Source organism: Stenotrophomonas sp. YJH_SMC_21, from assembly GCF_059369555.1.
Window position 1 is genome coordinate 515,507 of the sequence record NZ_JCAFSU010000001.1, and the last position, 24,730, is coordinate 540,236.

25 protein-coding genes are annotated in these 24,730 nt (G+C 66.9%); 15 read left to right on the plus strand and 10 right to left on the minus strand.

Annotated elements, in window-relative coordinates:
* Positions 1–40: 40 nt before the first annotated feature.
* Complete coding sequence (gene rpe, locus AC5P67_RS02355) at positions 41–715, minus strand: ribulose-phosphate 3-epimerase (RefSeq protein ID WP_495214278.1); 675 nt, start codon at positions 713–715, stop codon at positions 41–43.
* Between the two features lie 29 nt (positions 716–744).
* Positions 745–1,074 carry a J domain-containing protein gene (locus AC5P67_RS02360; protein WP_005411327.1) on the minus strand — a complete coding sequence of 110 codons (330 nt, stop codon included), beginning with the start codon at positions 1,072–1,074 and terminating at the stop codon, positions 745–747.
* Between the two features lie 144 nt (positions 1,075–1,218).
* Between AC5P67_RS02360 and AC5P67_RS02365 the strand changes: the two genes are divergently transcribed.
* The 8 genes from AC5P67_RS02365 to AC5P67_RS02400 all read left to right on the plus strand — a co-directional run bounded on the left by AC5P67_RS02365 (position 1,219) and on the right by AC5P67_RS02400 (position 9,029).
* Positions 1,219–2,145, plus strand: a complete 927-nt coding sequence (locus AC5P67_RS02365; protein WP_043034284.1) for a phosphoribosylaminoimidazolesuccinocarboxamide synthase — start codon at positions 1,219–1,221, stop codon at positions 2,143–2,145.
* A gap of 142 nt (positions 2,146–2,287) precedes the next feature.
* Complete coding sequence (locus AC5P67_RS02370; RefSeq protein WP_005411329.1) at positions 2,288–2,773, plus strand: Mpo1 family 2-hydroxy fatty acid dioxygenase; 486 nt, start codon at positions 2,288–2,290, stop codon at positions 2,771–2,773.
* A 333-nt stretch (positions 2,774–3,106) separates the two neighbouring features.
* Positions 3,107–5,935 carry a monovalent cation/H+ antiporter subunit A gene (locus AC5P67_RS02375; protein ID WP_114618295.1) on the plus strand — a complete coding sequence of 943 codons (2,829 nt, stop codon included), beginning with the start codon at positions 3,107–3,109 and terminating at the stop codon, positions 5,933–5,935.
* Entirely contained in the window at positions 5,935–6,327 is a 393-nt protein-coding gene (locus tag AC5P67_RS02380) for a Na+/H+ antiporter subunit C (RefSeq protein ID WP_012481447.1), read from the plus strand. Before AC5P67_RS02375 ends, AC5P67_RS02380 begins: the two co-directional genes overlap by 1 nt.
* A complete protein-coding gene (locus AC5P67_RS02385; RefSeq protein WP_005411332.1) occupies positions 6,324–7,859 on the plus strand; it encodes a monovalent cation/H+ antiporter subunit D in 1,536 nt (511 codons plus the stop codon). The genes AC5P67_RS02380 and AC5P67_RS02385 overlap by 4 nt, the downstream gene beginning before the upstream one ends.
* Positions 7,856–8,362 (plus strand): Na+/H+ antiporter subunit E, encoded by a 507-nt coding sequence (locus tag AC5P67_RS02390; protein WP_005411333.1) that lies wholly within the window; start codon positions 7,856–7,858, stop codon positions 8,360–8,362. Before AC5P67_RS02385 ends, AC5P67_RS02390 begins: the two co-directional genes overlap by 4 nt.
* Positions 8,359–8,643 carry a K+/H+ antiporter subunit F gene (locus tag AC5P67_RS02395; protein WP_005411334.1) on the plus strand — a complete coding sequence of 95 codons (285 nt, stop codon included), beginning with the start codon at positions 8,359–8,361 and terminating at the stop codon, positions 8,641–8,643. The genes AC5P67_RS02390 and AC5P67_RS02395 overlap by 4 nt, the downstream gene beginning before the upstream one ends.
* Positions 8,640–9,029, plus strand: a complete 390-nt coding sequence (locus tag AC5P67_RS02400; protein WP_012481450.1) for a Na+/H+ antiporter subunit G — start codon at positions 8,640–8,642, stop codon at positions 9,027–9,029. Before AC5P67_RS02395 ends, AC5P67_RS02400 begins: the two co-directional genes overlap by 4 nt.
* A 74-nt stretch (positions 9,030–9,103) precedes the next feature.
* Here the strand turns inward: AC5P67_RS02400 and AC5P67_RS02405 are convergent, their stop codons facing one another.
* A complete protein-coding gene (locus tag AC5P67_RS02405; protein WP_043034283.1) occupies positions 9,104–10,063 on the minus strand; it encodes a sodium:calcium antiporter in 960 nt (319 codons plus the stop codon).
* A 73-nt stretch (positions 10,064–10,136) separates the two neighbouring features.
* The gene (locus AC5P67_RS02410) at positions 10,137–10,793 is read right to left on the minus strand and encodes a hypothetical protein (protein WP_114618296.1); all 657 of its coding nucleotides are present in this window, start codon (positions 10,791–10,793) and stop codon (positions 10,137–10,139) included.
* A gap of 125 nt (positions 10,794–10,918) precedes the next feature.
* On the opposite strand from AC5P67_RS02410, the gene AC5P67_RS02415 reads away from it, so the two are divergent.
* Positions 10,919–11,455: a hypothetical protein gene (locus tag AC5P67_RS02415; protein WP_033833880.1), complete on the plus strand. Its 537-nt coding sequence runs from the start codon at positions 10,919–10,921 to the stop codon at positions 11,453–11,455.
* Positions 11,456–11,539: 84 nt separating this feature from the next.
* Here the strand turns inward: AC5P67_RS02415 and hmgA are convergent, their stop codons facing one another.
* Together hmgA and hppD are read right to left on the minus strand one after the other, a co-directional pair.
* Positions 11,540–12,838: a homogentisate 1,2-dioxygenase gene (gene hmgA, locus AC5P67_RS02420; protein WP_005411339.1), complete on the minus strand. Its 1,299-nt coding sequence runs from the start codon at positions 12,836–12,838 to the stop codon at positions 11,540–11,542.
* Positions 12,839–12,923: 85 nt separating this feature from the next.
* Entirely contained in the window at positions 12,924–14,036 is a 1,113-nt protein-coding gene (hppD, locus tag AC5P67_RS02425; protein ID WP_005411340.1) for a 4-hydroxyphenylpyruvate dioxygenase, read from the minus strand.
* Between the two features lie 66 nt (positions 14,037–14,102).
* Between hppD and AC5P67_RS02430 the strand changes: the two genes are divergently transcribed.
* Together AC5P67_RS02430 and AC5P67_RS02435 are read left to right on the plus strand one after the other, a co-directional pair.
* A complete protein-coding gene (locus tag AC5P67_RS02430) occupies positions 14,103–14,660 on the plus strand; it encodes a MarR family winged helix-turn-helix transcriptional regulator (protein ID WP_111193478.1) in 558 nt (185 codons plus the stop codon).
* Between the two features lie 210 nt (positions 14,661–14,870).
* Positions 14,871–15,866, plus strand: a complete 996-nt coding sequence (locus AC5P67_RS02435; protein WP_425513250.1) for a PDDEXK nuclease domain-containing protein — start codon at positions 14,871–14,873, stop codon at positions 15,864–15,866.
* Positions 15,867–15,897: 31 nt separating this feature from the next.
* Here the strand turns inward: AC5P67_RS02435 and AC5P67_RS02440 are convergent, their stop codons facing one another.
* The 4 genes from AC5P67_RS02440 to AC5P67_RS02455 all read right to left on the minus strand — a co-directional run bounded on the left by AC5P67_RS02440 (position 15,898) and on the right by AC5P67_RS02455 (position 20,441).
* Complete coding sequence (locus AC5P67_RS02440) at positions 15,898–17,037, minus strand: hypothetical protein (protein ID WP_005411343.1); 1,140 nt, start codon at positions 17,035–17,037, stop codon at positions 15,898–15,900.
* A 222-nt stretch (positions 17,038–17,259) separates the two neighbouring features.
* On the minus strand, positions 17,260–17,865 hold the full coding sequence (locus tag AC5P67_RS02445) for a thioredoxin family protein (protein ID WP_059035654.1): 606 nt from the start codon (positions 17,863–17,865) through the stop codon (positions 17,260–17,262).
* Positions 17,866–17,884: 19 nt separating this feature from the next.
* Positions 17,885–19,384, minus strand: coding sequence for a peptide MFS transporter (locus tag AC5P67_RS02450; RefSeq protein ID WP_005411345.1), 1,500 nt, complete (start codon positions 19,382–19,384; stop codon positions 17,885–17,887).
* A gap of 181 nt (positions 19,385–19,565) precedes the next feature.
* Positions 19,566–20,441, minus strand: a complete 876-nt coding sequence (locus tag AC5P67_RS02455) for a tryptophan 2,3-dioxygenase (RefSeq protein ID WP_005414712.1) — start codon at positions 20,439–20,441, stop codon at positions 19,566–19,568.
* Between the two features lie 335 nt (positions 20,442–20,776).
* Here AC5P67_RS02455 and pdhA point away from each other — a divergent pair, with 335 nt between their 5' ends.
* From pdhA to AC5P67_RS02475, 4 genes are read left to right on the plus strand one after another with little or no spacing between them, the layout of a single operon-like run.
* A complete protein-coding gene (gene pdhA, locus AC5P67_RS02460; protein ID WP_049451145.1) occupies positions 20,777–21,859 on the plus strand; it encodes a pyruvate dehydrogenase (acetyl-transferring) E1 component subunit alpha in 1,083 nt (360 codons plus the stop codon).
* The gene (locus AC5P67_RS02465) at positions 21,852–22,919 is read left to right on the plus strand and encodes an alpha-ketoacid dehydrogenase subunit beta (protein ID WP_005414714.1); all 1,068 of its coding nucleotides are present in this window, start codon (positions 21,852–21,854) and stop codon (positions 22,917–22,919) included. Before pdhA ends, AC5P67_RS02465 begins: the two co-directional genes overlap by 8 nt.
* Before the next feature lies 1 nt (position 22,920).
* Positions 22,921–23,274 carry an SH3 domain-containing protein gene (locus AC5P67_RS02470; protein ID WP_005411349.1) on the plus strand — a complete coding sequence of 118 codons (354 nt, stop codon included), beginning with the start codon at positions 22,921–22,923 and terminating at the stop codon, positions 23,272–23,274.
* Positions 23,271–24,668: a dihydrolipoamide acetyltransferase family protein gene (locus AC5P67_RS02475; protein ID WP_062605502.1), complete on the plus strand. Its 1,398-nt coding sequence runs from the start codon at positions 23,271–23,273 to the stop codon at positions 24,666–24,668. Before AC5P67_RS02470 ends, AC5P67_RS02475 begins: the two co-directional genes overlap by 4 nt.
* Positions 24,669–24,730: the final 62 nt, after the last annotated feature.

Below are 24,730 nucleotides of genomic sequence, written 5' to 3' on the forward strand. Positions count from 1 at the left end.
AGGGAATTAAACGAGATTAATCCCCTCCGCCCCCTTTTTGTCAGCGTGCCGCAGCGACGTTCGCGCGCATCTGCGCGATCACGTCCTGGTAGCTGGTCTTGGCGTTGAAGATGGCCGAGCCGGCGACAAAGGTGTCGGCACCGGCAGCCGCGATCTCGCCGATGTTGTCGGCCTTCACGCCGCCGTCGATCTCCAGGCGGATGTCCTTGCCGCTGGCATCGATCATCTTGCGCACCACCTTCAGCTTGTCCAGCGCCGAGTGGATGAAGGCCTGGCCACCAAAGCCCGGGTTGACCGACATCAGCAGCACCAGGTCCAGGTCCTCCAACACCCAGTCGAGGATGTCCACCGGCGTGGCCGGGTTCAGCACGATGCCCGGCTTGCAGCCCAGCGAGCGGATCAGCTGGATGGTGCGGTGCACGTGGCGGCTCGCCTCCGGGTGGAAGCTGATGTAGGTGGCACCGGCCTCGGCGAAGTCCGGGATGATGCGGTCCACCGGCTCGACCATCAGGTGCACGTCGATCGGCGCGGTCACGCCGTGCTTGCGCAGCGCCTGGCAGACCATCGGGCCGATGGTCAGGTTCGGCACGTAGTGGTTGTCCATCACGTCGAAGTGGACCCAGTCCGCGCCAGCGGCGAGGACGTTGTCGACTTCCTCGCCGAGGCGGGCGAAGTTGGCGGACAGGATGGAGGGGGCGATGAGGCAGTGGGACATGGCCGGGCCTTGCAACGAGGGGAAAGGGGTCAGCGCTTGCGCAGGGTCTTGATGCGGTCGTAGGCGGCGTTGATGCGCCGCGACTTCTGCTCGGCCTGCTGCTGCAGCTCGGGGGCGGCGCCGCCAAGCTTGTCGGGGTGGTACTGCGAGATCAGCTTGCGGTAGGCGCGCTCGACCTCGGCATCGGTGGCCTCGGAGGTCAGCCCCAGCTCCCGGTACGGGTTCTCCTTGTTCAGGCGGAACCAGTCCGAATCAAAGGCATGGCCGATCAGCAGGCCGACCACCGCCCCGAACAGCGGATTGGGCCGGAACAGCAGGGCGCCGGCGATGAATCCGAGCAGTTTTCCGTACCAGCGCATGGCGCTCCGGGGTCGACCGACGAAATGGACGCTCATTTTACGTCACAGCGGGCCCGGACGGCTTTACACTAGGCCGCCCGCTGGTCAGCGGGCCCGCCGGGTCCGTTGGGCAGCAGCCGTATCGACAACGCCCCAGGAGTGCCCGTGCCAACCACGCTGTTGCAATCCGATCTCCCCGGCCTGCCCTTGCGCCATCGCGGCAAGGTGCGTGATGTGTTCGATATCCCGCGCGAACGGCTGCCAGCCGGAACCCCGCCGGGCGAGTACCTGCTGATGGTGGCCACCGATCGCCTGTCGGCGTTCGACGTGGTCCTGCCCGACCCGATTCCGGGCAAGGGCGAGATGCTCTGTCAGGTCTCCAACTTCTGGTTCGCCAAGACCGCGCACCTGATGCCCAACCACCTGACCGGCATCGACGTGGCCAGCGTGCTGCCCGAAGGCGTGGACCCGGCCCTGTATGCCAGGCGCGCGGTGGTCACCCGCAAGCTGAAGCCGGTGCCGGTGGAAGCGATCGCCCGCGGCTACCTGATCGGCAGCGGCTGGAAGGATTACCAGCGCACCGGCAAGGTCAGCGGCATCGACCTGCCCGACGGCCTGCGCCAGGCCGAGCAGCTGCCCGAGCCGATCTTCACCCCCTCGACCAAGGCCGCCGTGGGCGATCACGACGAGAACATCGATTTCGATGCGATGGTGAAGCAGGTCGGTGCGGAACTGGCCGAGCGCGTGCGCGACGCCACCCTGCGCATCTACAAGTTCGCGGCCGATTACGCCCGCGAGCGCGGCATCATCCTGGCCGATACCAAGTTCGAGTTCGGTACCGACGCCGATGGCCGCCTGTACATCATGGACGAGATGCTGACGCCGGATTCCTCGCGCTACTGGCCGGCCGACGAGTACGAAGTGGGCACCAGCCCGCCGAGCTACGACAAGCAGTTCGTGCGTGATTACCTGGAGACGCTGGACTGGGGCAAGACCGCCCCGGGCCCGACCATCCCGGCCGAGATCATCGAGCGCACCCGCGCCAAGTATGCCGAGGCACTGCAGCGCCTGGCCGGGATCAGCGTCGACTGATGCGCCTGCGCCCCCGGCCGGAAAGGCGGGGGGCGCTCTGAAGGGTAGTGCCGGCCGCTGGCCGGCAACCTCATGAACTCGGCTATGCTCTGGAGTGCCGGCCAGCGGCCGGCACTACCGTTGTCCGAGGAAGCAACGCAGCATGCAGACATCCACCGAGCTTGCGCGGCCGATCGACCGCTATTTCGCCAGCTACTCCGACGACCACCGCAATGTGATCAACCAGCGCATCCACGTGGTGGCGGTCCCGGCGATCCTGTGGTCGGTGGTGGCCCTGCTCTGGTGCCTGCCGCCGCTGATCACCTGGTTCCAGTACGGCATCTGGTCGGCGTTCGCGATGTTCAGCGCCTGGTGCTTCTACAACAAACTGTCGCGCCCGCTGGGCATCGGCATGCTCATCCAGTTCTTCGTGTTCGGCTGCCTGTGCCGCCTGCTGGAGGCCGAAATCGGCCTGCACAACCTGTTCTGGCTGGCGGTGGGCGTGTTCGTGGTGGCCTGGATCGCGCAGTTCATCGGCCACAAGTTCGAGGGCCGCAAGCCCAGCTTCCTGACCGACCTGACCTACCTGCTGATCGGCCCGGCCTGGGTGATGGCCAAGTTCTACCGCAAGCTCGACTGGCGCTACTGACCTGCCCAGGGCCGACGGCGCCCCTCGTTTCCTGAACGGGCAGATTCCATCACCCGCACTCCACGACGGCCCTGCCAGCCTGCGCCGGTGATCCGCTCCCCACTTCCCGCCCGTCGACGGCAGCCCCTGTGCGACAGGGCCTGCGGTCTCCCTGCGTGGGCGTAGGGCGTCCCCCGAGGGCAACCGGGGAGGGACTGCAGGAACGCGATGTTGCGTCGCAGAAAATATGAATCAGCGGACGTTACATGCAATTGATCGCTGTTCGATGGGTTTCAGCGACATTTCGCAGCCTGTTATCCTCCCTGACCTGCTCGTGAATCATGGATTCCCTGCATGCTCTCCAGCCTGCCCCTGCTGCTGGCCCTGCCGTTCCTGATGGCAGCGGCTGTTGCGGCCTTCCCCCGTAGTTCGCGCTCGACTGCTGCCTGGCTGGCGGCGCTGGCGCCGTTGGGCGGACTGGCCATCCTCGGCTGGCTGACCCCGTCCGTACTCGACGGCCAGGTGGTGCGGACGATGGTCCCTTGGCTGCCGCAGATCGGCCTGGACTTCACCCTGCGCCTGGACGGGCTGGCGTGGATGTTCGCCGGGCTGGTGCTGGGCATCGGCGCGCTGGTGGTGCTGTACGCGCGCTACTACCTGAGCCAGCAGGACAACGCGCACCGCTTCTACTGCTACCTGCTGCTGTTCATGGGCGCCATGCTGGGCATGGTGCTGTCGGGCAACCTGCTGTTGCTGATGATCTTCTGGGAAATGACCAGCATCAGCTCGTTCCTGCTGATCGGTTTCTGGTCGCACCGCCAGGACGCCCGCGAGGGCGCGCGGATGGCGCTGGTGATCACCGGCGGCGGCGGCCTTGCGCTGCTCGGTGGCGTACTGCTGATCGGGCGCATCGTCGGCAGCTTCGACCTGGACGTGGTGCTGGCCGCCGGCGAGCAGATCCGCGCCAGCGCGCTGTACCCGTACGCGCTGTTCCTGGTGCTGGCGGGCATCTTCACCAAGAGCGCGCAGTTCCCGTTCCATTTCTGGCTGCCGCACGCGATGGCCGCGCCCACTCCGGTCTCTGCCTACCTGCACTCGGCCACCATGGTGAAGGCCGGTGTATTCCTGCTGGCGCGCCTGCATCCAGCGCTGGCCGGCAGCGACCTGTTCTTCTACACGGTCAGCGGCATCGGTGCGATCACGCTGTTGATCGGCGCCTGGAACGCGATCTTCCAGCACGATCTGAAAGGCCTGCTGGCTTATTCGACCATTTCCCATCTGGGCCTGATCACCCTGCTGTTCGGCCTGTCCACGCCGATGGCGGTGGTGGCCGGTGTATTCCACATCCTCAACCACGCCACCTTCAAGGCCTCGCTGTTCATGGCCGCCGGCATCATCGACCATGAGACCGGCACCCGCGACATGCGCAAGCTGGGCGGCCTGCGCAGGCTGATGCCGTTCACCAGCGCGCTGGCGATCATCGCCTCGCTGGCGATGGCCGGCATCCCGCTGCTCAACGGCTTCCTGTCCAAGGAAATGCTGTTTGCCGAGGCGATCACGGCCGGAGGCCCGGGAATCATGCGCACGGCGGTGTCGATCGCCGCATTGCTGGCTGGCGTGTTCGGGGTGGCCTACAGCCTGCGCTTCGTGCACGACACCTTCTTTGGCCCCGGCCCGCACGACCTGGATCGCGTGCCGCATGAGCCGCCGCGCTGGATGAAGGTACCGGTGGAACTGCTGGTGGTGATCTGCGTGGCAGTGGGCATCGCCCCGGCACTGACCGTGGCACCGGTGCTGCATGCCGCTGCGGCGTCGATCCTCGGCAGCGCCATGCCCGAGTACAGCCTGGCGGTATGGCACGGCTTCAACCTGCCGCTGGCGATGAGCGCGATCGGCGTGATCGGCGGCGTGGCGCTGTACTTCGGCCTGCGCAAGCTGATCAACCTGCATGCCGTGACCAACGTCAGCACTGGCCGCAATGTGTTCCATGCACAGCTGGATGCCGTGTCCGCACTGGCCATGCGCCTGACCAACGGCATCGCCAACGGCAGCCTGCAGCGCATGCTGCTGGGCCTGGTGCTGGTGGCGATCGCAGTTGCCGCCGCGCCATTCGTGGCAAATCCGGCGTCGCCAAACTGGACCGCGCCGCAGCCGATGCCGCTGCTGGGCTGGGCGCTGTGGCTGGTGATGATGGCCTGCGCGGTGGCCACCCTGCGCATCTACAAGCAGCGCCTGCTGGCGGTGCTGCTGGTCGGCGGCGTCGGCCTGATGGTGGCGCTGACCTTCGTGTTCCTGTCCGCACCCGACCTGGCCCTGACCCAGCTGCTCGTGGAGATGGTGACCCTGGTGCTGATGCTGCTGGGCATGAACTACCTGCCCGCGCAGTCCGGGCCGGAACGTCCGCGCTGGCGCAAGCGCCGCGATGCGGTGATCGCGATCATCGCCGGCGCCGGCCTGGGTGCGCTGGCCTATTCGGCGATGACCCTGCCGCCGAACACCATGGCCGGCGAACTGCTCGCCCGTGCGTTGCCCGAGGCCTACGGCCAGAACGTGGTCAACGTGATCCTGGTCGACTTCCGCGGCTTCGATACCTTCGGCGAGATCACCGTGTTCGGCATCGCCGCGCTGGTGGTGCACGCACTGCTGCGGCGCACGCGGATGGCACCGGAACAGATCATGCCCGGCCCGCCGATCAAGCTGCCGGTGCCGGCCGACCTGGCGCAGATCATGTTCCCGCTGACGCTGACCGTGTCGATCTTCCTGTTCCTGCGCGGCCACAACGCGCCCGGTGGTGGCTTCATCGCCGGCCTGGTGCTGGCGGTGCCGCTGCTGATCCAGTACGTGATCCAGGGCACCGCGTCGGTGGAATCGCGCTTCGGCTTCGACTACATCCGCTGCATCGGCATGGGGCTGCTGATCGCCCTGCTCAGCGGCAGCGCCTCGATGCTGTTCGGCGTGCCGTTCCTGACCAGTGGCCACCTCGACCTGCATCTGCCATTGATCGGCGACGTGCCGCTGGCCAGCGCGATCGGTTTTGACATCGGCGTCTATCTGGTGGTGTTCGGCGGCGCCATGCTGATGCTGTCGATGATGGGCACGATCAAGCCCTCGCGTACCCGCGCTGCCCGCAAGGGTGAGATCGACCTGCAACGCCGTTCGGCCCGCACCGGGGAGATGCACTGATGGAACTGGCCCTGGCTACCGCGATCGGCGTGCTGACCGCCATCGGCATCTACCTGCTGCTGCGTGCGCGCAGCTTCGACGTGATCCTCGGCATGACCTTCCTGTCCTACGCCACCAACTTGCTGATCTTCGCCGGTGGCCGCGTGGTGCTGGGCAAGGCGCCGGTGCTGCAGGAGGGCGTGGACAGCCACCTGGGCAACTACACCGACCCACTGCCGCAGGCACTGGTGCTGACCGCGATCGTGATCGCCTTCGCGATGACCGCAGTGAGCATCGTGCTGGCCATGCGCAGCCGCAGCGACAACCACAGCGACCATGTGGACGCCCACGAGCCCGACGACGACCTGCAGGATGAGAGCGCATCGGCGCGCCAGGGCGAGGATCGCGCATGAACCATCTGGTGATCCTGCCGATCCTGATTCCGCTGCTCGGCGCCGCGCTGTCGCTGTTCGTCGAACACCGCCGCTACGGCCCCAGGGTGCAGCGCGCGGTGGCCTGGACTGCACTGTCGGCGCTGGCGCTTGCGGTGGGCCTGCTGTTCGCGTCGACCGCGGGCGGTGACATCAACGTCTACCTGCTGGGCGACTGGCCGTCGCGGCTGGGCATCGCGCTGGTGGCCGACCGGCTGTCGGCATGGATGCTGCTGACCACCCTGCTGCTGGCCATTCCCTGCCTGCTGCACGCCTGCTCGGGTTGGGACCGCCGCGCACCGCACTTCCATGCACTGTTCCAGTTCCAGCTGGTCGGCCTCAACGGTGCGTTCCTGACCGGCGACATCTTCAACCTGTTCGTGTTCTTCGAGGTGATGCTGATCGCCTCCTACGGCCTGCTGCTCAGCGGTGGCCGCGGCCTGCGCATGCGCATCGGCCTGCACTACGTGGTGTTCAACGTCACCGCCTCGACCCTGTTCCTGATCGCGCTGGGCCTGCTGTACGCCACGCTGGGTTCGCTGAACATGGCCGAGCTGTCGCAGCGCATCGCTGCGGTGCCGCCGACGCAGCTGACCCTGGTGAAGGCCACGATGGGCCTGTTGCTGCTGGTGTTCTGCGCCAAGGCCGCGCTGATGCCGTTGTACCTGTGGCTGCCGGAAGCCTATTCGCGCGCGCCGGCTGCAGTAGCGGCCCTGTTCGCGATCATGACCAAGGTCGGCCTGTATTCGGTGCTGCGCATCCAGATGCTGTGGTTCGGCGACGATGCCGGCGCGATGGCCGGCTATGGCCGCGACTGGCTGCTGTGGGCCGGCGTGGCGACGCTGGTGCTGGGCGGGCTCGGCGCCCTGGCCGCGACCCGCCTGCGCGTACTGATTTCCTACCTGGTCATCGTGTCGGCAGCCACGCTGTTCATCGCCTTCTCGGTGGGCACGCCGCAGGTGCTCTCGGCCGGCCTGTACTACCTGCCGCACAGCAGCTTCGTGGCCGCTGCGCTGTTCCTGGTTGCCGACCTGATCCGCCGCCGCCGTGGTGGCGCCAGCGACCGCAAGGAGGTGGTGGCGCCGATGCCGGGCAAGGAAACGCCGGCGGTGCTGTTCCTGATCGGGGCAGTGTCGGTGGCCGGCCTGCCGCCTCTGTCCGGCTTCCTGGCCAAGGCCGCGCTGCTGGCCGGCATGCCGGCGCAGTACACCGGCCCGGTCTGGACCGCCGTGCTGGTCAGCAGCCTGCTGGTGATCATGGGCCTGACCCGCGGCGGCATCCGCCTGTTCTGGCGCGTGCCGCCGGTCGATCCGGAGGCACCGAAGCCGCGCAAGGCTCCCCTGCGCCGGGTAGAACTCTACGCCGCCTGCCTGCTGCTGGCCTACGGCATCGGCATGACCCTGGCTGCGGCACCGTTGATGCGCTACACCGACGCCACCGCCGCACAGCTGCTGCAACCCAGCGAGTACGTGCAGCAACTGCGTGCGACCACGCCGGAGATCCGCCAGCCATGACCGCTCAGCGCTCCCTGTTCCGTCGCCTGATTCCCTCGCCGATGCTCAGCATCATGGTGGTGGCGTTTTGGCTGCTGATGTCCGACAGCTTCACCCTCGGCCAGATCGTGCTGGGGCTGCTGCTGGGCGTGGTGGTGCCGTTGTTCGCCGCGCGCCTGGACCGCGAGTTCGCCCGCATCGGCACCCTGCGGCCACTGCCCAGGCTGGTGTGCGTGACCCTGTGGGACATCCTGATGTCCAACATCCGCGTCGCCCTGCAGGTGCTGGGCCCGGAAAAGAACATCCACCCGGGTTTCATCTGGCTGCCGCTGGACATCGCCAACATCCACGGCATCGCCGCGCTGACCAGCATGATCACCCTGACCCCGGGCACGGTCTCGGCCGCGCTCAGCGACGACCGCAAGTTCCTGCTGGTGCATGTGCTGCACCTGGAGGACCCACAGGACCTGATCGATACGATCAAGCGCCGTTACGAGGCGCCGTTGATGGAGATCTTCCCATGACCGGTTTTGAAGTCATCCAGACCACCCTGGTGGTGTGCATGCACGTGGTCGGCCTGGCCATGCTGCTGGCCACCTGGCGTCTGCTGCGCGGGCCGACCGTGCCCGACCGCATCCTTGCGCTGGACACCCTGTCGGTGACCGCGATCGCCGAGCTGATGCTGTTCGGCATGTACCTCAATTCGCCGATCTACTTCGAGGCGGCGCTGATCATCGCCATGCTCGGCTTCGGCAGCACCGTGGTGCTGAGCAAGTTCGTGCTGCGCCGGGACATCGTCGAATGATCACCGCGATCCAGATCGGCCTGTCGATCCTGCTGCTGTTCGGCTGCTTCTTCATCCTGGTCGGCGCACTGGGCCTGGTGAAGCTGTCGACCTTCTTCAAGCGCCTGCACGCGCCGACCAAGGCCAGCACGCTGGGCGTGGGCTGCGTGCTGGTGTGCTCGGTCTGCTACCACATCTTCCTCGGCCAGGACCCGCAGCCGCGCGAGCTGCTGATCACCGTGTTCCTGTTCATCACCGCACCGATCAGCGCGCACATGATGGCCAAGGCCGCGCTGTCGCTGCTGATGGAGACCCGCCCCACCCTGCCGGGCAACGAACGTGCCGCCGAGGAGCAGCTGCCACCGCCGGAGCCGGTGCGGGAAGAAGAAACCACGCAGAACCGGTAGTGCCGGCCGCTGGCCGGCAGTGGCAAGGGTTCCGTCAGAGGCAGTGAGGTTGCCGGCCAGCGGCCGGCACTACCTCATGCCGCGCCGACCAGCAGCAGTTCCAGCACGAACCAGCCGACAAACGCGACCAGCAGGATCACACCTTCGCCGCGGCTGATCTTCAGGTCGCCACGCAGCATCGGGTACAGCACCAGCGCGAACGCCAGCAGCGCCGGCAGTTCCAGGCGCACGAACGAGGCCGGCAGCGCCAGCGGCTGCAGCACGGCCATCGCACCGATCACCAGCAGCAGGTTGACCACGCTGGAACCCAGCACGTGGCCCAGTACCATGTCGCCATGCCCGCGACGCGCGGCGGCGATGGCGGTGGCCACCTCCGGCAGTGCGGTACCGATCGCCACCGGCAGCAGGCCGACCAGCAGCGGCGTCCAACCCAGGGCGGCGCCGAAGTCGGCGGCGGCGCCCACCACCAGGCGCGCGCCCCAGTACAGCGTCAACGCGGCAATCAGCACGCGCAGCACGTTCAACGGCAGGCTGGTGCGGCTCAGTGCGGACTCGGCGATGGCCACCTGCACCTCCGCGCTCTCGCTGCGACCACGGCGCAGCAGCAGCACCTGCACCACGATGAAACCGGCCAGCAGTATGCCGCCTTCCCAACGTGCCAGGCCGCCATCAAGCCCGAACAGGATCAGCAGCACACCCGCCGCCAGCAGCGACCACCACAGCACCGTCTGCAGGCGCGCGCGCAGCAGCAGGGGCGCAGCCATGGCCGCCACGGCCAGGGTCAAGCCCAGGTTGACGATGCTGCTGCCCACCGCGTTGCCCAGTGCCAGCTCCGGTTGGCCCACCGCCAGGGCGCGCGCGTTGACTGCCAGTTCCGGCAACGAGGTGGTCACTCCGAGCAGCAACAGCCCGGCAGTGAATGGGCTGGCGCCGAAACGCTGGGCCAGGCCGGACACGGCCTTGACGATGGAGTCCCCGCCCAACGCCAGCAGCAGCAGGCCGAGCAGGAACCAGGCAATGGCAATGGCGATCATCGAGCACTCCCCCAGCGGTCGTGGCGCGATTCTACGCTTGGCCCGTACGCGCGGCTGGGCCGTGGATCAAGGATCAGCCACAGCCTTCCGCATAATCGATCTGCGGGGTCTGTCCGACGCGCCAAGCACCCACCCGGCCATCAGCACCGAGTGCGAAGTCGATCACCGCCCCGCCCTCCTGCGCCGGGCGCACGCGCAGGTGCTGGGCCTTCTCGTCATACTTGTCGGGGCCGACGTCCGCGCGCTCGGGATACAGCACCTGCAGCTCACCCAGGGTCATGCCGACCTTTCCACCGCCCGGTGCGGTGATGGCGGCGCTGCGCACGTCGTAGCGCACCAGCTTGCGGCCCTCGATCATCAGGCGCGGATCTTCGGCATCCTGCGGGCGCAGGAAGTAGCAGCCGTCGTTGCTGTCGTCAGCCGGCAGCGGCTTGCCGGCCGCATCGGTGCCCAGACCCTGCAGCGGCGTGCCGAAGCCGGCACGGACCTCGGCTATGCCGGCACCCAGCTTCGCCCCAGCGAAGCCATCCAGGCGCGCGGGACTGTCCTCGCGACGGTCATTGGCTGGACGGGCGGCCAGGTCGGGATCCGTCGACTGCGCGGGTCCGGTCGCCGAGGCGGTTTCCGCCGGGGTGTCGCTGCCGCTGCCGGCCGCCCCCTGCTTGTCGGGGCCAGCACTGCAGGCGGTGAGCGAAAGGAGCAACAGACCAGCAAGCGGAAGGTGCTTCATCGGTGCGGTTCCCTGGCACAAGGATGGCTGCACGCTAGCCCATCCGGTGTGCAGGCGCTGCATTGTCATCGCGGTTTCATCGCCTTCGTTCAGGCTCGGCGAGCACCGACCTGGCCGTCCCTTCCATGCAACCGCGCAAGACCGATCTCGCCCGAACCGCGCTGCAGGCCCACCGCGCGCCGCTGGACATGCGCCAGCGCCGGCTGCTGATCCTGTGCGACGGCCAGCGTACCGTCGCCGACCTGACCGGTCTGCTCGGCCAGGAAGCACCGGCGATGGTCATCCAGCTGGTACAGGCGGGGTACCTGAGCACCGGCACGGGCGCCACGACCCCAGCACCGTCGACCGCAGCCGCGGTAGCGCCGGTGCCCGCGCCGCCGGCAGCGACACCTGCTGCACCCGCGGTCGAACGCCGGCGCTCACTGGTGGCAGCGCGCATCTACGTGCTGGGCATCCTGGAAATGCAGCGGCATCCACAGGCGGCGGCGCTGTTCCGCGACCTGCAGCAGGCGCGTGCGGAGGACGAGGTGCTGCAGCGACTGCAGTCGGCAATGCAGCTGCTGCCCACGCTCACTTCGGATGGCTATTGCCAGCGCGTACGGCAGCGCCTGCTGGAGGCGTTGCCATTGGAACATTGCGACGCGTTCGCCGAGGTCGCCTGAAGAAAAAGGGGACGGAGGGGATTAAGTCGTTTCAGGCACACGTGTGCTGATTGCGGCTTAATCCCCTCCGTCCCCTTTTTAGGGTCAGCGGAAGTTATTGCGCAGGCCGTTCCAGCACTGCTGGTAATCGCCCTGGCGGTGGCCGGCGGCCAGCGCCTGTGCGGTCGGGCGGATCACTGCGCGGGTCTCGAACATGAAGGCCATCGTGTCCTTGATCACATCGGCCTTGGACAGATCGGCATTGGACGCCTTGTCGAAGGTCGGCGCGTCCGGGCCATGACCACTCATGCAGTTGTGCAGCGATGCGCCACCCGGGACGAAGCCTTCGGCCTTGGCATCGTAGGCGCCATGCACCAGGCCCATGAACTCGCTGGCGATGTTGCGGTGGAACCACGGCGGACGGAACGTGTTCTGCGCCACCAGCCAGCGCGGCGGGAAGATCGCAAAGTCCATGTTGCTGGTGCCCGGGGTGTCGCTGGGCGAATGCAGCACCAGGAAGATCGACGGATCCGGGTGGTCGTAGCTGATCGAACCGATGGTGTTGAAGCGACGCAGGTCGTAACGGTACGGCGCGTAGTTGCCGTGCCAGGCCACCACGTCCAGCGGCGAATGGTCGATCGGCGCACGCCACAGGCGGCCCTCGAACTTGGCGATCAGTTCGAAATCGCCATCCACATCCTCGAACGCCGCGTGCGGGGTTTCGAAGTCGCGCGGATTGGCCAGGCCGTTGGAACCGATCGGGCCGAGGTCGGGCAGCTTCAGCAGCGCACCGTAGTTCTCGCAGATGTAGCCACGGCTGGGGCCATCGGGCAGTTCAACGCGGAAGCGCACGCCGCGCGGGATCACCGCGATCTGCTGCGGCTCGATCTCGATCACGCCCAGCTCGGTCAGCAGGCGCAGCGCGCCCAGCTGCGGCACGATCAGCAGCTCGCCGTCGGCGTCGTAGAAGTAGCGGCCGACCATGTCGCGGTTGGCAGCGTATAGGTGGATGCCCACGCCGGCATGCGCATCGGGCGAGCCGTTGCCACCCATCGTGTACAGGCCTTCGACAAAATCGGTCGGCAGCTCCGGCAGCGGCAGCGGGCTCCAGCGCAGCTGGTTCGGTGAAGCCGGCTGTGCGCCGAAATCACACTGCAGCTGCGACTGCGCGAACGGGGTGAACTCGCCATGGGTCACCGCCGGGCGGATCCGGTACAGCCAGCTGCGGCGGTTGCTGCCACGCGGCGCGGTGAAGGCGGTGCCGGTCAACTGTTCGGCGTACAGGCCGTGGGCCACCTTCTGCGGTGAGTTCTGCCCGACCGGCAGCGCGCCGGCAACGGCCTCGGTGGCGAATTCGTTGCCGAAGCCGGACTGGTAGCCGCGGGCGGTGATGGCGGGGGACATGGGAACTCCAGAGACTGCCGGCCAGCGGCCGGCACGACCATTCGGACAGGCAATGCCGGCGGGACGCCGACATTGCCTGCAGACCTTACAGCACGCCGCGGCGGATCTGGTCGCGCTCGATGCTCTCGAACAGTGCGGTGAAGTTGCCTTCGCCGAAGCCTTCGTTGCCCTTGCGCTGGATGATCTCGAAGAAGATCGGGCCGATGCAGTTCTGGGTGAAGATCTGCAGCAGCTTGCGCTGGTGGGTTTCCGGATCGGCATCGATCAGGATCTTGTTCTTCGCCAGGCGCGGCACGTCTTCACCGTGGTTCGGCACGCGCTGGTCGATCACGTCGAAGTAGGTCTCCGGCGTATCGAGGAAGTCCACGCCCTGCGCGCGCATCGCTTCGACGGTCTCGTAGATGTTCTCGGTGAAGCAGGCGATGTGCTGGATGCCCTCGCCCTTGTACGCGTCCAGGTACTCGTTGATCTGGCTCTTCGGATCGGACGATTCGTTCAGCGGGATGCGCACGATGCCATCCGGCGCGGTCATCGCCTTGGACACCAGGCCGGTCTTCAGGCCCTTGATGTCGAAGTAGCGGATCTCGCGGAAGTTGAACAGGCGCTCGTAGTAGTCCGACCACTGCTGCATGTTGCCGAAATACAGGTTGTGGGTCAGGTGGTCGATGAAGGTCAGGCCGAAGCCCACCGGGTGCAGGTCGGCACCGGCGATCGGCTCGTAGTCGCCGTCATAGATGCTGCCGGCGCTGCCGTAGCGATCGACCAGGTACAGCATGCAGTCGCCGATGCCCTTGATGACCGGCGCGCTGACCGCCTTGCTGTCCGGCTTGAAGGCGATGGCTTCGGCGCCGTTGCCCAGCGCGGTCTGGTAGACCTCCTGGCCCGGCTTCTTGAAGCGGATGGCGAAGCCGCAGGCGCACGGACCGTGCTTCTCGGCGAAGTCGGCGGCGAACGAATCGGGGTCCTCATTGACCAGGAAGTTGACGTCGCCCTGGCGATAGACGGTAATCGGACGCTGCTTGTGCTTGAGCACCGCGCTGAAGCCCATCTTCCGGAAGTACTCGTGCAGCTCCTGGCCACGGCCGGCCGGGGCGGCGAATTCGACGAACTCGAAGCCGTCGATGCCCATCGGGTTCTCGAAGGTGGTGACCTGCATGCCGGGGTTGGGATGCGAGGCGGTCGGGACTGCGGTATTCATGGCGTGGCTCCGAATCGGTACCGCATCGGTACAAACCAGGTGCGGGCAGGTAGGGACCCGGCGAGAATGCAGGGTCTGGACCCACCCCTTATAGTTACACTTGAAACCACCAGCAAGGTGCACCGCAACATGAGCCCCGCCGATCCCGTTTCGACCCGCCTGCGTTCCTCGCACGTCCTGCTCGACCTGGAACAGTTCCTGCCGTACCGGCTGAGCGTGCTGTCCAACCGGGTCAGCGGCAACATCGCCAAGCTATACGGCGATCGTTACGGTCTGGCGATTCCCGAATGGCGGGTGATCACCATCCTGGCGCTGTACCCGGGCTCCTCGGCCAGCGAGGTCTCCGACCGCACGGCGATGGACAAGGTGGCGGTCAGCCGCGCCGTGGCCCGCCTGCTGGAGCGCGGCTTCATCAAGCGCGAGACCCACGGCGACGACCGCCGCCGCTCGGTGCTGGCGCTGTCGGCAGCCGGCTTCGAGGTGTACGAGACCATCGCGCCGATGGTGATCGAGATCACCCGCAAGCTGATGTCGGTGCTGAGCGAAGAGGAAGAGCAGGTGCTGGAGAAGCTGATCCTGCGCCTGGCCGGCGAAGGCCTGGAACGGATGGGCGAAGGGGCCTGAAAGAAAAAGGGGACGGAGGGGATTAAGTCGTTTTGGGCCCCAAGTCGCGGGTGCCGACCCCGGCCGGTAGCGGAACAGTGGCTGGGCGATTGTCGTCCGCTCCCTTTGATCTGACGGGACCCGCTCTTTGGCGGACTGCGGACCGACCGCAAACGATGCCATCGGACGCATTCACCTTCCGCAGATCCCGCCCTGAAGTGTCTCAGAGAGCTGATCTGCGCGGCGCGCAACAGGATGCACAGGACCATCAACGCCGAGCTCACTCTGTTGTACTGGCGAATCGGGCGTCGCATCCATGTGGATCAGATGGCTGGGCGACGTGCGCGCTACGGAGAGGTCCTCTTCACCCGGATCGCCAAGGCGCTGTCTGCCGAGTTCGGCACATCCTTCGGTGAGAAGAGCCTGCGCCGGATGGTGCAGTTCTCCATCGCATTTGCAGACGAGCAGATTGTCGTATCGCTGATACGACAATTGAGCTGGACCCATTTCATCGCGCTGATCCCACTGGCGGACCCACTCAAGCGCGACTTCTATGCACAGATGGCCGCCACCGAGGGCTGGAGTGTACGTACGCTGCGCCAGCGCGTCGATTCGATGCTGTATGAGCGCACGGCACTCTCCAGTCAGCCAGAGCAGACCATCGCCGAAGAGTTGGCGGCACTGCGCGGCAACCAGCAGCTGTCTCCAGGGCTGGTACTGCGTGATCCCTACGTGCTGGACTTTCTTGGCCTCAAGGACAGCTGGGACGAGCAGGACCTTGAAACCGCGATCCTTCGCGAGATGCAGGGCTTCCTGCTTGAACTTGGCACGGGCTTCAGTTTCGTCGCCCGCCAGAAGCGCATCCAGATCGACGGCGATGACTTCCACCTGGACCTGCTGTTCTACAACCGGCGCCTGCGCAGACTAATTGCCATCGAGTTGAAGATCGGCGAGTTCAAGCCGGCCTACAAGGGACAGATGGAACTCTATCTGCGCTGGCTGGACCGGTACGAACGTGAGGACGGCGAGCAGGCGCCGTTGGGCATCATCCTCTGCACAGGGAAGAAGGCGGGCCAGATTGAATTGCTGGAGCTGGACCGCTCAGGCATCCATGTTGCGGAGTACCTGACCACGCTGCCCTCCCGGGAGGTCCTCAAGCAAAGATTGCAGACTGCCATGGAGCGGGCGCGGCAGCAGCTGCAGACCGCGGCGCCCGGCCTCCCGTAGATCTACGCCACGCGCGGATGGCGTTCAAGCTTCAGCTCAGATGCTTGCGCCGTGCATGGATCCACGGCACCGCGAGCGCCGCGATGGCACCACCGGCGAAGCCGAGGGAAGCCGCAACCGTGGCGGCTTCGACCGCCCCCGGCAGCGCCAGCGCCGCCGCCACGAGCAGCAGCGACGGCAGGCCGACGAAGGTGCCCAGGAAGAAATGCCAACGCGGTGACCAGGTATTGAGCTGCAGCAGGCTGACCGGTTGCCAGGCTTCCGAGGCAGCGTCCTCGGCGATCTTCGCCACCGCCTTGGCCAGGTCCACTTCCGGCAGCGCGCGCCCCTGCCGTGCGGTCGCCAGCAGCTCGGCCACGGCCTCCACCGGCGGGAAACTGGACGGCCACGCGACCGGCGCCGGCACGCCATACGCGGTCAGCACCGGCACGCTCAGCCACGGCGCCACCAGCGGGCGCATGCGACGGCGGCCATGCACGCACCAGATCTGTTGCTGCCCATGCGCGGTGACGCTGTACAGCGCCAGTTCGTTGGCCGGCGGGTAGCCGAGCATGGTCACCCGCGCGGCCAGGCTGTCCTGCCCCATCGCGCGCAGGAAGCCGGGGCGGCTGCGCCCTTCCTGCATCCACGCCAGTCCCAGCGCACCCACCAGATAGGCCTCGGCCACGTCCTTGCTGCCAGCGGTGGCGCGTTCGTCGCTGGCCAGGTACCAGGCCAGCGATTTCGGTTCGGCGACATCGTCCAGGCCCCAGCGGCTGTCGTCTCCCAGCACATGGCGCACCGGCAGGCGCGCGGGCGCGGTTTCGCCACGTTCGCCGGGTTGCAGGAACGGCAGCACGCCCTGGATGAAGGTGGACAGCTCGATCGCACGCACGCCGTGCCCCTGCCACTCCGGTGGCAGCAGCCCGGCCAGCTGGCCATCGGCGGCCAGCGCATCAAGCCGGGACTTCTGCTCGACCAGCTTCTGCACCGCCCCCTTCAGCACCACGTTGTCGGGCAGCGCGATCTGCGGCAGGCGATGACGCGGCGGCGCCAGGTCGACGGTGGCCTCGCCGGTTCCGGTGTCATCCAGCAGCGCCTCCTGCGGCGGCAGGGTTACGCCCTCGCCTGCTCCACCCTCGGCCAACTCACTGGCGGGTTCGGGCAGTCGTTCGGCGTGGTCGCTGTGCATGGGCGTTCCGGAAGGTTGCATCGACGGGATGTCGACTGAGGTCCTTGCCGGTAACGGCGAGCGCGTTGCGATATTGAGATGCCGATTCCGGGAATGTGACCGCAACCACAGTAGATCCACGCCATGCGTGGATGCACTTCTGTGCCGACCAACGGTCGGCACCCACCAGGGAAGGCGGTCAGCGGTCGGCCCACCCCTGCCGGCCAGCGGCCGGCACTACCCCTATTCCGGTTTGTCAGGCGCCCATTGTTTCAGGAAGGCGCTCACCCGTGCCGGCTGGAAGGCTTGGCCCCTGCGCAGTTCGCCGGTGGCCTGCGAGACCAGCAGGCTTCCATCGGCATCGAGTACCAGCAGGTATGGGTAGTCGCGCTCCATCACCGGGAACTGGGCGAAGAAGGCGGTGTTGGGCTGCTCGTCGCTGGCGTTGACCTTCACCCACACGTAGTGGGCATCGCGGAAGCGGCGCAGGTCGCCGTTGCCTTCCACCACATCGTCCAGCGCCCGGCAGCGCTCGCAGGCGGCGTTGCCGACCTCCAGCAGGATGCGCTTCTTGCCCCGCTGGGCTTCCACCTTGGCGGTGGCCAGATCATCGGCGGGGTTGCGGGCCGGGTCGAACTGCGCACCGAGCCCGGCGATGGCGGCGATGTCTGCCGCCACCGGGGTGTTGCCCGAGGCCACCGGTTCGCTGGGGTCAGCGACCGGTGGCTCGGTGGGTCGGGTATCCAGGGGCTGCGTGGGCTCGGCGGTGGCAGGCGGTTGCGGTTGGGAACAGGCGCCGATCAGCGCCGCACAGACCACCACTGCCGCAGTACCGAGCTTGCTACGCATGCCTTCTACCCTCTCATCATTACTTGACGCCGTGCATCAGCTTGTTGATCAGCGGGGCGATCAGGAACAGCACCACGCCGGAGCCGATCAGGGCCCAGAACCCGAAGGTATACCCCTTCAGGGCCGACTCGACCGTCATGCCGCCTTCACCACTGACCACACCAGCGAAGATGCCCGACAGGTTGTTGCCGATGCCGGTGGACAGGAACCAGCCACCCATGCCGAAGCCGACCAGGCGCACCGGGGCCAGCTTGGTCACCATCGACAGGCCGATCGGCGACAGGCACAGCTCACCCACGGACTGGATGACGTAGACCATGAACAGGGTCCAGAACGGGATCTTGCCGTCCACGACCATCTGCGACAGGGCGAACATCAGCAGCGCGAAGGCGGCGCCGTTGAACAGCAGGCCCAGGCCGAACTTGCGCGGGATGGACGGATTGGCGCGGCCCATGGCCACCCAGATCCAGGCGATCACCGGGGCCAGGGTGATGATCGCCACCGAGTTGACCGACTGGAACCACGCGGTCGGGAAGGTCCAGTCACCGAACTGGCGGTTGACGATGTTCTCGGCCAGGAAGGTGAACGAGCTGCCGGCCTGTTCGAAGAACATCCAGAACATCACGTTGAAGGCGAAGATGATCAGCATGGCGATCACGCGGTCGCGCTGCACCTTGCCTTCGCGGATGCCCTCGACCAGCAGCAGGACGGCCAGCGCGGTGAACATCGCACCCAGGATCCAGGCCAGCGCGGTGGCGCCGGTGGCCAGCAGGAAGTACGCGACCGGGATGGCGACCACGGCACCGGCCAGCACCATGATGATGCGGCCGAAACCTTCAGCGCCGGCCGGCGGTGCACCGATGCCCTTCAGGCCGGCACGACCGATGTAGAACCACACCAGCGAGATCAGCATGCCCACGCCCGAGGCGATGAACACGACCTTGTAGGACGGCATCGCGTCGGTACCGAACACCTTGCGGGCCAGGTACTCGGTCAGCACCGGGGCGATCATCGCGCCGATGTTGATGCCCATGTAGAAGATGGTGAAGCCCGAATCGCGGCGCTCGTCCTTCAGCCCGTACAGCTTGCCGACCATGGTCGAGATGTTGGGCTTGAACAGGCCGTTGCCGACGATGATCGTGGCCAGGCCGAGCTTGAAGATGTGCTCCTGCGGCAGCGAGATCATGAACAGGCCGGCGGCCATGATGATCGCGCCGGTCAGGATCGAGCGCTGGTAGCCCAGTACCCGGTCGGCCACGTAGCCACCGAAGATCGCCGCGGCGTACACCAGGGCCAGGTAGGCGCCGTAGATGCGGCTGGCGTCGCCTTCACCGGCAGCGCTGCCGTTGTAGAACTGGGCGACGATGTACAGCACCAAGGCCCAGCGGATGCCGTAGAACGCAAAGCGTTCCCAGAACTCGGTCATGAACAGCATCCACAACGGGCGCGGGTGGCCCAGCGTGGTCTTGAAGTCCGGCAGCGCCGGCTCTGGGGTGTTCGCAGTGGCGTTTACGCTCATGCGGGTTTCCTGGTTCGGTGGATGACGAGCACGTCCGCTGTGCAGTTGGAGCAACGCGCGAGGATCACCGACTTCTGGCGTTCACGTCAAATACACGCCGTTTGAGGCAGGTGCCAGCCTGCTCGCTGAACTTGCATCTGAAACGATCCAGCCGTCGGCCGCGATCCAAGCTGAATACGGATCAGGCCTGTTCTGCCGGGGGCGCGGCCTGCAGGCTGGTGCGCACCTGGAACAGCTCGGGGAAGAAGGTCAGCTCCAGTGCCTTGGCCAGGAAGCCCACGCCGGATGAGCCACCGGTGCCGCGCTTGAAGCCGATCACCCGCATCACCGTGCGCATGTGGCGGAAGCGCCACAGCTGGAAGGCGGTCTCCAGGTCCACCAGGTCTTCGCACAGCGCGTACTCGCGCCAGTAGCGGTCGGTGTCCTGGTAGATGCGTTCGAAGACCGGCTGCAGGGCGTCGTCGGCCACGTGCGGCTGGGTCCAGTCGTGGGCCTCGTAGACCGCCGGCACGGCATGGCCGAAGCGGGCCAGGTATTTCAGGAATTCCTCGTACAGGCTCGGCGCCTCCAGCACGGTGCGCAGCTGCGCCTGCCCGGCCGGGTCGTGCTCGAACACCTGCAGCATCTGCGCGTTCTTGTTGCCCAGCAGGAACTCGATGTAGCGGTACTGCAGCGACTGGAAGCCCGACGACGGGCCCAGCACGTCGCGGAAGCCCATGTATTCGGACGGGGTCAGTGTTTCCAACACCGACCACTGCTCGGTCAGCTGGCGCAGCACCTGCTTGCTGCGCGCCAGCACCTTGCGGCACTGCCAGACTTCATCGCGCTGCAGGAAGCCGATTGCGGCACGCAGCTCATGGCCCAGCAGCTTCAGCCACAGCTCCGAGGTCTGGTGCTGGATGATGAAGAGCATCTCGTCATGGTGCGGCGGGCTGGACAGCGGCTGCTGCGCGCTGAGCAGCTGGTCCAGCCGCAGGTAGCCGCCGTAGGTGAGGCGTCCCTGCAGGTCGGTGTGGATGCCGGCTTCGAGATCGCGTTGGTTGTTGTCGACGGACATGGGCGGGACCAGATCGGGGGCGGCAAGGGTAGCGCGTTGCCGCCGCGCTGGCAGCCGCCGGGTCCATACCCGGGCGTGCGGTTGGCCGTGGAGCATCGGCCGATCCCGGGCCTGCGCGTGGAACCGTCCAGGCCGTTGTACTGGCGGTCAGCCAGAGGCGTATTCTGATGCTTTGCAGCAACGACTGAATACGTTGTTGTTATTGGCCCCCCACCCGCCGGCAGGGGTAAAACGGGGAATCCCCGTGTTGCGGCGCAGGAAGGCTATTCCGTACGCGTTCCTTAACATGGCGATTCATATCATTTGTAACTTCTCTGTCGAAGGTGCAGTACGCAATGACGGTTGCCGCTGAATTCAAGATCGAATACCTGCAGTACCTGGATACGGACGGCAAACTCGTCCGCGATGACCTGCCTGCGTCGCTGCGCGACCCCAAGGTCCTGGTACCGCTGTTCAAGCAGATGCTGTTCGTACGTACGTTCGACAGCAAATCCATCGCACTGCAACGCACCGGCAAGCTCGGCACCTATGCCGCCTGCCTGGGCCACGAAGCCGCGCACGTGGGTATCGGCGCGGCGATGCAGAAGGACGACGTGTTCGCGCCTTCGTACCGCGAGTATGGCGCGATGTTCATGCGTGGCGTGCGCCCGCACGACGTGCTGATGTACTGGGGCGGCGACGAACGCGGCAACGATTACGGCGGCAACGCGGCCAAGGACTTCCCGTTCTGCGTGCCGATCTCCACCCAGTGCCTGCATGCCGCAGGCGCGGCGCTGAAGTTCAAGCTCAACAAGGAACCGCAGATCGCGGTGGCCGTGTGCGGCGACGGCGGCAGCTCCAAGACCGACTTCTACGCAGCACTGAATTCGGCCGGCGCCTACAAGCTGCCGCTGATCCTGTGCATCGTCAACAACGGTTGGGCCATCTCGGTTCCGCGTTCGGCCCAGACCGGTGCCGAAACGCTGGCGCAGAAGGGCCTGGCCGGTGGCCTGCACTGCCTTCAGGTGGACGGCAATGACCTGATCGCGGTGCTGGCGGCAATGGAGCAGGCGCGCGAACGTGCGCTGGCCGGCGACGGCGGCACCGTGCTGGAACTGATGACCTATCGCCTGTCCGACCACACCACCGCCGATGACGCGCGCCGCTACCGTGACGACGCCGAAGTGAAGGATGCCTGGCAGCGCGAGCCGATGCTGCGCCTGCGCAAGTACCTGATCAACGCCGGTGTGTGGAGCGAGGACGAAGAGACTGCCTGGGTCGCCGAGTGCGGCACGCGCGTGGACGAGGAAGTGAACCTGTACCTCAACACGCCGGTGCAGCCGGTCGAGGCGATGTTCGACTTCCTGTATGCCGATCCGCCGCCGGACCTGCTGGCCCAGCGTGCCCAGGCGATCGCCCTGGAGAAGCGCCATGGATGAGATCAAGAACGGCGCGCCCGGCGCGCACACCAACGCCGCCGACAGCGCTGCGGTCGCGCGCGGAGAAGAGAGCATGACCACCACCCCGATCACCCTCATCGAAGCCATCACCCAGGCGCTGGCCTGGGAGCTGGAACACGACCCGTCGGTGCTGGTGCTGGGCGAAGACGTGGGCGTCAACGGCGGCGTGTTCCGCGCCACTGCCGGTCTGCAGCAGCGCTTCGGCTCGGACCGCATCCTCGACACCCCGCTGGATGAAACCACCATCGCCGGCCTGACGATTGGTCTTGCCGCGCAGGGCATGAAGCCGGTCGCCGAAGCCCAGTTCGATGGCTTCATGTACCCGATGGTCGATCATATCGTCTGCCACGCCGCCCGCCTGCGTTACCGCACGCGTGGCCGCCTGCACTGCCCGATGGTGCTGCGCGTGCCGTGGGGCGGTGGCATCCGCGCGCCGGAACACCACAGCGAAGCCAACGAGGCGATCTTCACCAACGTGCCGGGTCTGCGCGTGGTGCTGCCGTCGTCGCCGCAGCGCGCCTACGGCCTGCTGCTGGCCGCGATCCGCGAACCGGATCCGGTGATCTACATGGAGCCCAAGCGCATCTACCGCCAGTACAAGGAAGTGGTCGTCAACGACGGCGAAGCCTTGCCGCTGGACGTCTGCTTCGTGCTGCGCGACGGCACCGACGTGACCCTGGTGACCTGGGGCGCGCAGGTGAAGGAAGCGCTGGAAGCGGCCGACAAGCTGGCCGGCGAAGGCATCAGTGCCGAAGTCATCGACGTGGCCACGCTGCGTCCGCTGGACTTCGCCACCATCGCCGAATCGGTGGCCAAGACCGGCCGCTGCGTGATCGTGCAGGAGGCCCCGAAAACCGCGGGCTTCGGCGCCGAGATCGCCGCGCGCCTGGCCGAGGAATCGATCTACGACCTGCTGGCCCCGGTCGAGCGCGTCACTGGCTACGACACCCACATTCCGCTGTTCCGCCTGGAAATGAAGTACCTGCCGAGCGTTGAGCGGATCGTGGCTGCGGCCAAGCGCGCGGTGGCGGCCGGCTGACATGCGGGCCCGCCTTCTGGGGGCTTACCGCAGCCAGTATCCCAACCCGCTCCGGTTCCACACCGGCCAGATCGTCGAAGTAGGTGTACGTGACGAGGAATGGCCGGCGTTTGCCTGGGTACGCACCAACGATGGGCGCGCTGGATGGGCGCCCATCGCCTGGTTGCAGCTGCTGGACGAGGGTCGCGCCGAAGCGCTGTGCGACTACGACGCCCGCGAGCTGGATGTGGAAAGCGGCGAGATGGTGAAGCTTCATCACGAACACGGCGGGTGGTGGTGGTCCGAGCGCGCCAATGGCGCGACGGGTTGGCTGCCGGCCCGCGAACTGGAACTGCTGGAAGAGAACTGCAAATGAGCCAGACCAAGAACTTCAACCTGCCCGACCTGGGCGAAGGCCTGCCGGACGCGACCATCGTCGAGTGGTTCGTCAAGGAAGGCGATGTGATCAAGCTGGACGAGCCGCTGGTGTCGATGGAGACCGCCAAGGCCGTGGTGGAAGTGCCCTCGCCGTTCTCCGGCAAGGTGCTGAAGCTGTCCGGCGGTGCCGGCGACATCATCCCGACCGGCTCGGTGCTGGCCAGCTTCGAACTGGACCCGAACCTGCCGCAGCGTGCCGATGGCCAGGACACCGGCCACAGCCATGGTCATGCCGCACCGGCCGCGCCGGCTGCCGCACCGACCCCGCCGCCGCTTCCCACTGCTGCCGCACCGGTGGCCGCAGAAGAAGCCAAGCCCGCCGCTGCCGAGCGCGATGATGCCGGCACCGTGGTCGGCGCCATGCAGAGCTCCAACGCCGTGCACGCCGAGCAGGCGCTGGCCGTCGGTGGCGTCAAGGCCGTGCCGGCCGTGCGTGCGATGGCGCGCAAGCTGGGCGTGGACCTGAGCCGCGTGGCCGCTACCGGCACCGATGGCGCGGTCACCATGGCCGACGTCAAGCAGGCCGCCGCCAACGGCACCGCCAAGCTCGGCGCTGCTCCGGCACCGGTTGCCGCTGCTGCCTATGCCGCGCCGGCCCCGGCGCAGGTGTCTGCCCCGGTGCAGAGCGAAGCCCGCACCCCGCTGTCCGCCGCCGGCAAGCCGATGCGTACCCAGCCGCCGGGCGTGGTCGCCAAGGGCCAGCCGGAACCGCTGAAGGGCGTGCGCCGCAACATGGCCCGCGTGATGGCCGATGCGCACAGCAAGGTCGTGCCGACTACGCTGAACGACGACGCCGACATCCACGCCTGGGTGCCGGGCAACGACGTCACCGCGCGCCTGGTGCGTTCGATCGTGGTCGCCGCGCAGAAGGTGCCGGCGATGAACGCCTGGTTCGACGGTGAAGCGCTGACCCGCACCCTGCACGCACAGGTGGACATCGGCATCGCCGTGGACACCGACGACGGCCTGTTCGTGCCGGCCCTGCGCAATGCCGACATGCTGGATGCACGTGGCATCCGCGAAGGCGTCAACCGCCTGCGCGAGCAGGTGGAATCGCGTTCGATCGCCGCCTCGGAACTGAGCGGCTACACCATCTCGCTGTCCAACTTCGGCATGTTCGCCGGCCGCTACGCGACCCCGGTCGTGGTGCCGCCGTGCGTGGCCATCGTCGGTGCCGGCCGTGCCCGCCACCAGATGACCCCGGTGATGGGCGGCGTGGAAGCGCACAAGGTGATCCCGCTGTCGGTCACCTTCGACCACCGCGCGGCCACCGGCGGCGAAGCGGCGCGCTTCCTGCGCGCAATGATGGACGACCTGGCGCTGGCCAGCTGATCGGCCACCTGATCGGTGGGTGCCAACCGTTGGTTGGCACATGACTTGGAGAAAACGCCGGG

Bases quoted from the DNA above. Each gene is read 5' to 3' on its own strand.
- AC5P67_RS02375 (WP_114618295.1), top strand. From the start codon at position 3,107: ATGCTCTCCAGCCTGCCCCTGCTGCTGGCCCTGCCGTTCCTGATGGCA.
- rpe (WP_495214278.1), bottom strand. From the start codon at position 715: ATGTCCCACTGCCTCATCGCCCCCTCCATCCTGTCCGCCAACTTCGCC.
- AC5P67_RS02415 (WP_033833880.1), top strand. From the start codon at position 10,919: ATGCAACCGCGCAAGACCGATCTCGCCCGAACCGCGCTGCAGGCCCAC.
- AC5P67_RS02470 (WP_005411349.1), top strand. From the start codon at position 22,921: ATGCGGGCCCGCCTTCTGGGGGCTTACCGCAGCCAGTATCCCAACCCG.
- AC5P67_RS02445 (WP_059035654.1), bottom strand. From the start codon at position 17,865: ATGCGTAGCAAGCTCGGTACTGCGGCAGTGGTGGTCTGTGCGGCGCTG.
- AC5P67_RS02450 (WP_005411345.1), bottom strand. From the start codon at position 19,384: ATGAGCGTAAACGCCACTGCGAACACCCCAGAGCCGGCGCTGCCGGAC.
- AC5P67_RS02380 (WP_012481447.1), top strand. From the start codon at position 5,935: ATGGAACTGGCCCTGGCTACCGCGATCGGCGTGCTGACCGCCATCGGC.
- AC5P67_RS02465 (WP_005414714.1), top strand. From the start codon at position 21,852: ATGGATGAGATCAAGAACGGCGCGCCCGGCGCGCACACCAACGCCGCC.
- AC5P67_RS02475 (WP_062605502.1), top strand. From the start codon at position 23,271: ATGAGCCAGACCAAGAACTTCAACCTGCCCGACCTGGGCGAAGGCCTG.
- AC5P67_RS02395 (WP_005411334.1), top strand. From the start codon at position 8,359: ATGACCGGTTTTGAAGTCATCCAGACCACCCTGGTGGTGTGCATGCAC.
- AC5P67_RS02440 (WP_005411343.1), bottom strand. From the start codon at position 17,037: ATGCACAGCGACCACGCCGAACGACTGCCCGAACCCGCCAGTGAGTTG.
- AC5P67_RS02455 (WP_005414712.1), bottom strand. From the start codon at position 20,441: ATGTCCGTCGACAACAACCAACGCGATCTCGAAGCCGGCATCCACACC.
- AC5P67_RS02370 (WP_005411329.1), top strand. From the start codon at position 2,288: ATGCAGACATCCACCGAGCTTGCGCGGCCGATCGACCGCTATTTCGCC.
- AC5P67_RS02390 (WP_005411333.1), top strand. From the start codon at position 7,856: ATGACCGCTCAGCGCTCCCTGTTCCGTCGCCTGATTCCCTCGCCGATG.
- hmgA (WP_005411339.1), bottom strand. From the start codon at position 12,838: ATGTCCCCCGCCATCACCGCCCGCGGCTACCAGTCCGGCTTCGGCAAC.
- AC5P67_RS02360 (WP_005411327.1), bottom strand. From the start codon at position 1,074: ATGCGCTGGTACGGAAAACTGCTCGGATTCATCGCCGGCGCCCTGCTG.
- pdhA (WP_049451145.1), top strand. From the start codon at position 20,777: ATGACGGTTGCCGCTGAATTCAAGATCGAATACCTGCAGTACCTGGAT.
- AC5P67_RS02405 (WP_043034283.1), bottom strand. From the start codon at position 10,063: ATGATCGCCATTGCCATTGCCTGGTTCCTGCTCGGCCTGCTGCTGCTG.
- AC5P67_RS02385 (WP_005411332.1), top strand. From the start codon at position 6,324: ATGAACCATCTGGTGATCCTGCCGATCCTGATTCCGCTGCTCGGCGCC.
- AC5P67_RS02400 (WP_012481450.1), top strand. From the start codon at position 8,640: ATGATCACCGCGATCCAGATCGGCCTGTCGATCCTGCTGCTGTTCGGC.
- AC5P67_RS02410 (WP_114618296.1), bottom strand. From the start codon at position 10,793: ATGAAGCACCTTCCGCTTGCTGGTCTGTTGCTCCTTTCGCTCACCGCC.
- AC5P67_RS02430 (WP_111193478.1), top strand. From the start codon at position 14,103: ATGCAGGGTCTGGACCCACCCCTTATAGTTACACTTGAAACCACCAGC.
- hppD (WP_005411340.1), bottom strand. From the start codon at position 14,036: ATGAATACCGCAGTCCCGACCGCCTCGCATCCCAACCCCGGCATGCAG.